5 protein-coding genes are annotated in these 6,288 nt (G+C 48.2%); 3 read left to right on the forward strand and 2 right to left on the reverse strand.

The features are described 5' to 3' along the window. Window positions 1–97 precede the first annotated feature (97 nt). The gene (locus P9L94_02195; protein MDP8242863.1) at window positions 98–1,306 is read right to left on the reverse strand and encodes a PQQ-like beta-propeller repeat protein; all 1,209 of its coding nucleotides are present in this window, start codon (window positions 1,304–1,306) and stop codon (window positions 98–100) included. Between the two features lie 264 nt (window positions 1,307–1,570). Between P9L94_02195 and P9L94_02200 the strand changes: the two genes are divergently transcribed. Both P9L94_02200 and P9L94_02205 read left to right on the forward strand, forming a co-directional pair. Then, window positions 1,571–2,179, forward strand: a complete 609-nt coding sequence (locus tag P9L94_02200; protein ID MDP8242864.1) for a prepilin-type N-terminal cleavage/methylation domain-containing protein — start codon at window positions 1,571–1,573, stop codon at window positions 2,177–2,179. A gap of 111 nt (window positions 2,180–2,290) precedes the next feature. Further along, complete coding sequence (locus tag P9L94_02205; protein MDP8242865.1) at window positions 2,291–2,773, forward strand: nucleoside 2-deoxyribosyltransferase; 483 nt, start codon at window positions 2,291–2,293, stop codon at window positions 2,771–2,773. A gap of 22 nt (window positions 2,774–2,795) precedes the next feature. Here the strand turns inward: P9L94_02205 and P9L94_02210 are convergent, their stop codons facing one another. Further along, complete coding sequence (locus P9L94_02210; GenBank protein ID MDP8242866.1) at window positions 2,796–3,512, reverse strand: hypothetical protein; 717 nt, start codon at window positions 3,510–3,512, stop codon at window positions 2,796–2,798. Window positions 3,513–3,728: 216 nt separating this feature from the next. On the opposite strand from P9L94_02210, the gene P9L94_02215 reads away from it, so the two are divergent. After that, complete coding sequence (locus P9L94_02215; protein ID MDP8242867.1) at window positions 3,729–5,969, forward strand: DUF5703 domain-containing protein; 2,241 nt, start codon at window positions 3,729–3,731, stop codon at window positions 5,967–5,969. Window positions 5,970–6,288: the final 319 nt, after the last annotated feature.

Consider the following 6,288-nt stretch of genomic DNA (forward strand, 5'->3'; position numbering starts at 1 on the left):
GAGCTGCCAGGCTCAAAACTTTATCCTAACAGAAATGAAATAAAAAACGGGACGCAATGGAAGCGCCCCGTTTACAATTATATATCGAAGTGAGAAATCAACTGGCTTTCATATCTAACGCAACCATGTCGCCGCGCGCATTGCGGGCGTAAAGCATTCCATTCGATAAAACCGGACAAGACCAGCAGGTTCCGCCAAGAATCTGCTTCCTGCCGGTTGGATTCAGGCCTTCCGGTGATGCTTCGGCGATCACCAATTCGCCTTTTCCGCCTAGAACGACCAGTTTTCCATCAGCAAGCATTAACGAACCTTTGCCCAAACCGCCGTCTTTCCATTTGAGTTCGCCCGTTTTGGCGTCGAGACATTTCAACTGGCTCTCATCAAAGCCATATAAATAGCCTTTGTATAAAACCGCAGCGTTCATTTGGTTGCGCATGTCTTTACTCGCCCAAAGTTTTTTCGCGGTTCCATCTTTTTCAACTTCAATCATGACGCCGCCCATGTTGTAGCCGGAAGCAATGAAAACCTTGTTTCCATCCACGATTGGAGTCGCGGCGTTGATTCCGTAATTCGTATCCCAAGCGTAGGTAGAAAACTCTTGCCCGGCTTTTAAGTCAACAATTACCATGCCCAGTTTTGGGAACGCAACAAGGTATGATTTTCCGTTAAAAGGAAACAATACGGGAGACGCGTAGGCTTCGCCGTAGTTTTTTGTTTTCCAGACCGGGTCTCCGCCGTCAAGTTTATAGGCAGCAATCACACCAACATCTACATAAATAATGTCGTCAACAACCAACGGAGCGCCAGCGAATCCCCATGTCGGCGTCTTGACGCCTAATTCGGATTTAAGGTCTTTTGTCCAGACGACCTTGCCTGTCTTCGCATCAAGGCAATTGAAGTGGCCTTCTTTGCTAATGGTGAATACTTTGCCGTCGTAAATCGTCGGCGTAGCAGCGGGACCGCCTTCGTGGAGGTTGTCGATCAGTTCGCATTTATAGGCGTGTTTCCAGATTTCATCACCGGTCTTGGCATCGAAACAAAAAATGTTGTCTTCACCCTTGGCTTTGTCATAGCCAGCCACATACGTCTTACCATCCACTACCGTAAATGACGTATACCCTGGCCCTAACCGGGCGCGCCATTGAATTTCAGGCCCATCGCCATCCCATTGGTTAACCCATCCGGTCTCGGATGAAATCCGGTCGCGGTTAGGGCCGTGATATTGAGGCCAATCAGCGGCTTGCACCATTCCAACGGCAAAAACACCAACTGCCGTCAGTATAAGCATCTGTTTGAGTGTACGCATTGTCTTCTTCTCCAGTTATTGTGTAAAAATATGAATTCAATGGATTACGCTAACGTATAGTTGATTGTAACAATCTTTTTGATTACCCAAAAAAAGTTTTCTCAATTTCTATGCAGAAATAAAAAAATGATTGAGTAAGGAACTTTCTACCACTTGTTGCAGACGAATAGTCGGAATATCTTTTAAAAATGTTCAACACCATCTTCGAAATATCAACCGAAAACTGAAAATCAACCAAATCATTGATGAAAGCGAGAAATTATTATGAGCCAATCGCCCATTGCGATTCGCCCAAAGCAGAAACGAAAAGCATTTACTCTGATTGAACTTTTGATCGTCGTCGCCATTATTGGCATCTTAGCGGCCATCGCGGTTCCCAATTTCATTAACGCTCAAGTCAGGGCCAAAGTCGCCCGCGCCCAGGCTGACATGAAAGCATTAACAACAGCCATCGAATCCTACCAGATCGACAACAATTCATTTCCGCCCGATGGCGACGATTTGGAGCAATTCAACCCAAGCGACTATAATTCCGCTGCGCGTATGCGCCTGCTAACCACGCCAGTCTCATATATTAGCAGCCTGCCGACGGATCCGTTTCATACTCAGGCATTAGAATTCTCAGGTGTTGAATTATTGTTCCCAGGCAATCCGCCCCACACATACTCTTACAACACTTGGGGCGCATTCGCCAGCGACGGTTTTCAGCCAGCCAACAATGGCATTCCTGATAACTATGGAGTCACCTCACTCGGCCCCAACCAGATATTCAATTCGGCGGCCGGGTTCCCCATTCAATACAACATAACCAACGGCACCATTTCAGACGGCGACATCATCATTCGCGGCGGCGCCAAGACGCCATTTAGCTAAATTGCTCGATGAATAGAAATTATCAACGGGGCGGTCAGTTTGACCGCCCTATTTACGTTTACTGTCAGATGAAATATGATTTCGCCCATCCTTACTATCAGGAAATCACCCATGAAACTGTTCATATCATCCCCACTAGGCTTTGCAGAAAGCACCACTAGATTTCGTGAAACGCTACAAACATGCCTGCAAGCAAAGTCCCTTGACATTATCGATCCCTGGTCAACCGCATCAGATTTAGAATCCGAATTTAAAAAAGCAGAATCAATTGATAAATTAGATGTTAGAAATGATTCTCTCCATTCGATCTCAATGAAAATCGCCGAGCGGAACGCAGCAAATATCCGGGAATGCGAATTAATGCTGGCGGTACTCGACGGCGTCGATGTTGATTCGGGCACCGCCTCAGAAATCGGATACGCCTTTGCATTAGGCAAACGCATTTACGGCCTTCGCACCGACTTTCGCCGCGCAGGCGAGAACGAAGGCGTCTGCGTCAACCTGCAAGTACAATATTGGATCGAAGCCAGCGGCGGCTGTATCGTACGATCCGTTAACGAACTCGAACAACTTGATTTATCACAAACGAATTAAGACTCAACCCTGGGAGCGTCCCTCAAGCCGCCCCGCACATTAGACTGTCACCGTAATTCATAATCCTCAACCTCGCAGCGGTTTCATGCGGCGCTGGACGAACGGACGCACAAAATAATTCCAACCCCTCTTTATTCAAATAAGAATCAAGACCATTTCTTGACATTGCATCATAAAGTCTGTAAGAACGCCAAGTTAAATCACGAATCAATTCATTGCCTGGTAAATCAATTAAGTCTTGGACCGTTTGGATTGACCGTGAAAATAATGGGGAGCGATGAGACTCGTCCAGCCCTTGATTCGCAATCATTTCAAAGAGCGCAAGCACTAAACATTGACGGTTCAATGTCTCTTCATCCATTGAATCCAACCGCCGTCGCGCCGGGTTAAGCGCCTCGACATATCCTTCGTGTAAATGAAAAAACGCTTGCACAAATCGCGCCGGGAGCCAAGGGTCGTCCGGGCCAGGCCCGTAGGCAAAATCGCCAATCGGCGCATCGCTGCACCAACACGCCCCTGACCAAGCAGATAGTAATTCTTTTGGAGCGAGGTGGTAATAATACTGAATACGAATGTTGAAGGCAATTCGGACCCACTCGTCCTCCGCCTCCGTGAGATATCCAGGCTGGTACGACTCAACAGGGTAAGATTGCTCGAGTGATTGAGGACTATCCTGCCAGTTAACCGCCAAGCGGTTAGTGGAGGTTATCCAGCTTTGAGAATTGTGGGTGCTGTGCATTTGGCTCTCCTAACTGAACACTTTATCAATAGTGAACATAATAACACTTATCGGTGGAGAGTCAAGAAATCTTTAGATTATTTTTGCTTAAATGTTCACTTTCCTTATCTAGAATCTATTAATTGGTTCCGACTCTTATGAGTTGTATTGGTATTTGTGGTATTGTTGTTAAGGCAAAATTGCATCGAAATTTTATTCCAAGGCGGGAATTTAAAGATGAATCGCATTCACTTCATTGCTGTTTTTCTCCTTATCTCCACCATCAATTCTGTAGCAAGTTCTCTCGATGTGGATTTACTATCGAAATACAACGTCACCTGGAATTCACCCAGCCAAGACCACAACGGCTCTATGCCCATCGGAAACGGCGACACCGGCATGAACGTCTGGGTAGAGCAAAACGGCGACCTCGTCCTACTGCTCAGCAAAACGGACGCCTGGAGCGAAAACGCAGCCCTGCTCAAACTCGGGCGCGTAAGGTTGTCTTTTTCGCCCAATCCATTCGCTGATGGTAAAACATTCAATCAAACGTTGCAGCTTCGTACAAGCGATATCCTCATCAGAGCCGGTGAAGGGGAAAAAGAATTTGGAGTTCATATTTGGGTTGACGCTAATAATCCCGTAATTCACGTGAGCACAGTCAGCAAATCTGAACACGATGTCTCTGCAAAATTAGACGTCTGGCGAAAACAAAAGCGTGAACTCAAAGATAATGAGTTAAACCGCGTCTATGGGCTACAAAGCGCACCGTTTCCGGTTTATTCCTATCCCGATACGGTTTGTGAGGGATATGAAGACCAGATTGTCTGGTATCACCGCAATCAGCATTCGATATGGCAAGACAACCTGAAACATCAAGGTATGGAAGCCTTCATCCAGCAATCAAGCGATCCGTTGATGAATCTCACATTCGGCGGCGGCATTATAGGAGAGGGATTAAAGAATGACTCTCCTGATCGGTTAGTTTCCACTTCCCCACAGAAGAATTTTGATATCGCGATCTACCCTCTGACTTCACAAACAGAAACGGAACAAGAATGGCTCGAAACATTAGAGTCTAACATTAAGCGGTTTTCGGCGAATAATCTTCATGACGATTTAACAAAACACTTTGCCTGGTGGGATGAGTTTTGGAACCGCAGTTGGATTTACGTCAAAGGCAGCGATGAAGCCGAAACCGTCACGCGCGGGTATGTGCTGCAACGCTGGGTCACCGCTTGCGCGGGCCGTGGGCGCTTTCCGATCAAGTTTAACGGTTCCATCTTCACTGTTGACGGCGATGGCTTTGATGCTGACTACCGCCGTTGGGGCGGCCCTTATTGGTGGCAAAACACCCGCCTTCCCTACTGGCCCATGCTGGCGTGCGGCGATTTTGATCTGATGCCGCCGCTGTTCAAGATGTATCAAGACATGACGCCGCTGGCCGAGTTCCGTACGCAGACTTGGTTTGGACATCCTGGCGCCTTCATCGGCGAGACTGTCTACACTTGGGGAATGTACAACAATGAAAACTATGGTTGGGAACGCGACCCTGATTTGCCAGTGAGTGAGTTGACCAATACATACATCCGCCGCGAGTATACCGCATCGCTTGAGTTGCTCGCGATGATGATTGACTACTATCACTACACAATGGACGAAGCGTTTCTCAACGACGCCTTGCTACCGATGAGCGATTCTTATCTGGCGTTTTGGGACAAGCATTACGAAACGAACCAAGACGGATATCTGGTGATGTATCCTGCGCAGGCATTGGAGACATTGCAAGACGCCAAAAATCCGACGCCTGATGTTGCAGGGCTGCATTGGGTTTTGAAGCGTCTTCTTGCTCTAAGTGAAGAGCAAGCCACTGAATCGCGCATTGCTTTTTGGGGAAATCTGCTAAAGAAAATCCCGCCATTGATTACGAAGGACACCGACGAGGGCGAGATCATTGCGGGAGCGGAAGCGACGTACGCTCCACCGGGCAATTCAGAAAACCCCGAGTTGTACACCGTCTTTCCATTTCGGCTGTTTGGCGTGGAAAAGGTAGGGATAGAACTCGCCCGCCGCACGTTCATGCAACGCAAAAATAGAGGCCCCGTCGGTTGGCGGCAGGACGATACGCAGGCGGCCTATCTGGGCTTAACAGATATCGCGAAAGACTACCTTGTCAAACGCGCCAGTACAAAGCACGACGGCAGCCGCTTCTCTGCATTTTGGGGGCCGAACTTCGATTGGGTTCCCGACCAGGACCACGGCGGCAACTTGATGAAAGCACTGCAAACCATGCTGCTGCAAACCGACGATGGAAAGATTTATCTCACGCCCGCATGGCCTGATGATTGGGACGCTGAGTTTAAACTCCATGCCCCCATGCAAACCACCATCGAAGGCAAGATCAAAAACGGCGAAATCACAAGTTTGATCGTTCAGCCGGAATCAAGGAAGAAGGATGTTGTGATTGTTGAGGAGTAAAGTGAATCCCTTCTCCCTCTGAGAGAAGGCTAGGATGAGGGTTTAATTTGTGCATTACAAAAACGATATCCAAGCCCTCACACCATCAGCTGCGGGCGGGCCCGACCCTGGCTTAAATGTTCAGTGGTAGGTTTGGGTGGTTTATGATGAAGAAGATTCAAATGGCGGGTCGATGCTGGCGCGACCCAACCTATAGGGCTGCCGTGATCCCCCCAGGTAATTATGAAACCAATGCCGTCGCGGTGAATGCCCCCCTTGAAAAAAGGGGGGGGGCGTCGAAGACGCCGGGGGGATTCGAGACAAGAAAAACCCGGCGCAG

The sequence above is a fragment of the Candidatus Hinthialibacter antarcticus genome (assembly GCA_030765645.1).
Classification (GTDB): domain Bacteria; phylum Hinthialibacterota; class Hinthialibacteria; order Hinthialibacterales; family Hinthialibacteraceae; genus Hinthialibacter; species Hinthialibacter antarcticus.

Excerpts from the sequence above, each read along its gene's own strand:
- P9L94_02215 (MDP8242867.1), top strand. The coding sequence starts at position 3,729 with ATGAATCGCATTCACTTCATTGCTGTTTTTCTCCTTATCTCCACCATC.
- P9L94_02205 (MDP8242865.1), top strand. The coding sequence starts at position 2,291 with ATGAAACTGTTCATATCATCCCCACTAGGCTTTGCAGAAAGCACCACT.
- P9L94_02195 (MDP8242863.1), bottom strand. The coding sequence starts at position 1,306 with ATGCGTACACTCAAACAGATGCTTATACTGACGGCAGTTGGTGTTTTT.
- P9L94_02200 (MDP8242864.1), top strand. The coding sequence starts at position 1,571 with ATGAGCCAATCGCCCATTGCGATTCGCCCAAAGCAGAAACGAAAAGCA.
- P9L94_02210 (MDP8242866.1), bottom strand. The coding sequence starts at position 3,512 with ATGCACAGCACCCACAATTCTCAAAGCTGGATAACCTCCACTAACCGC.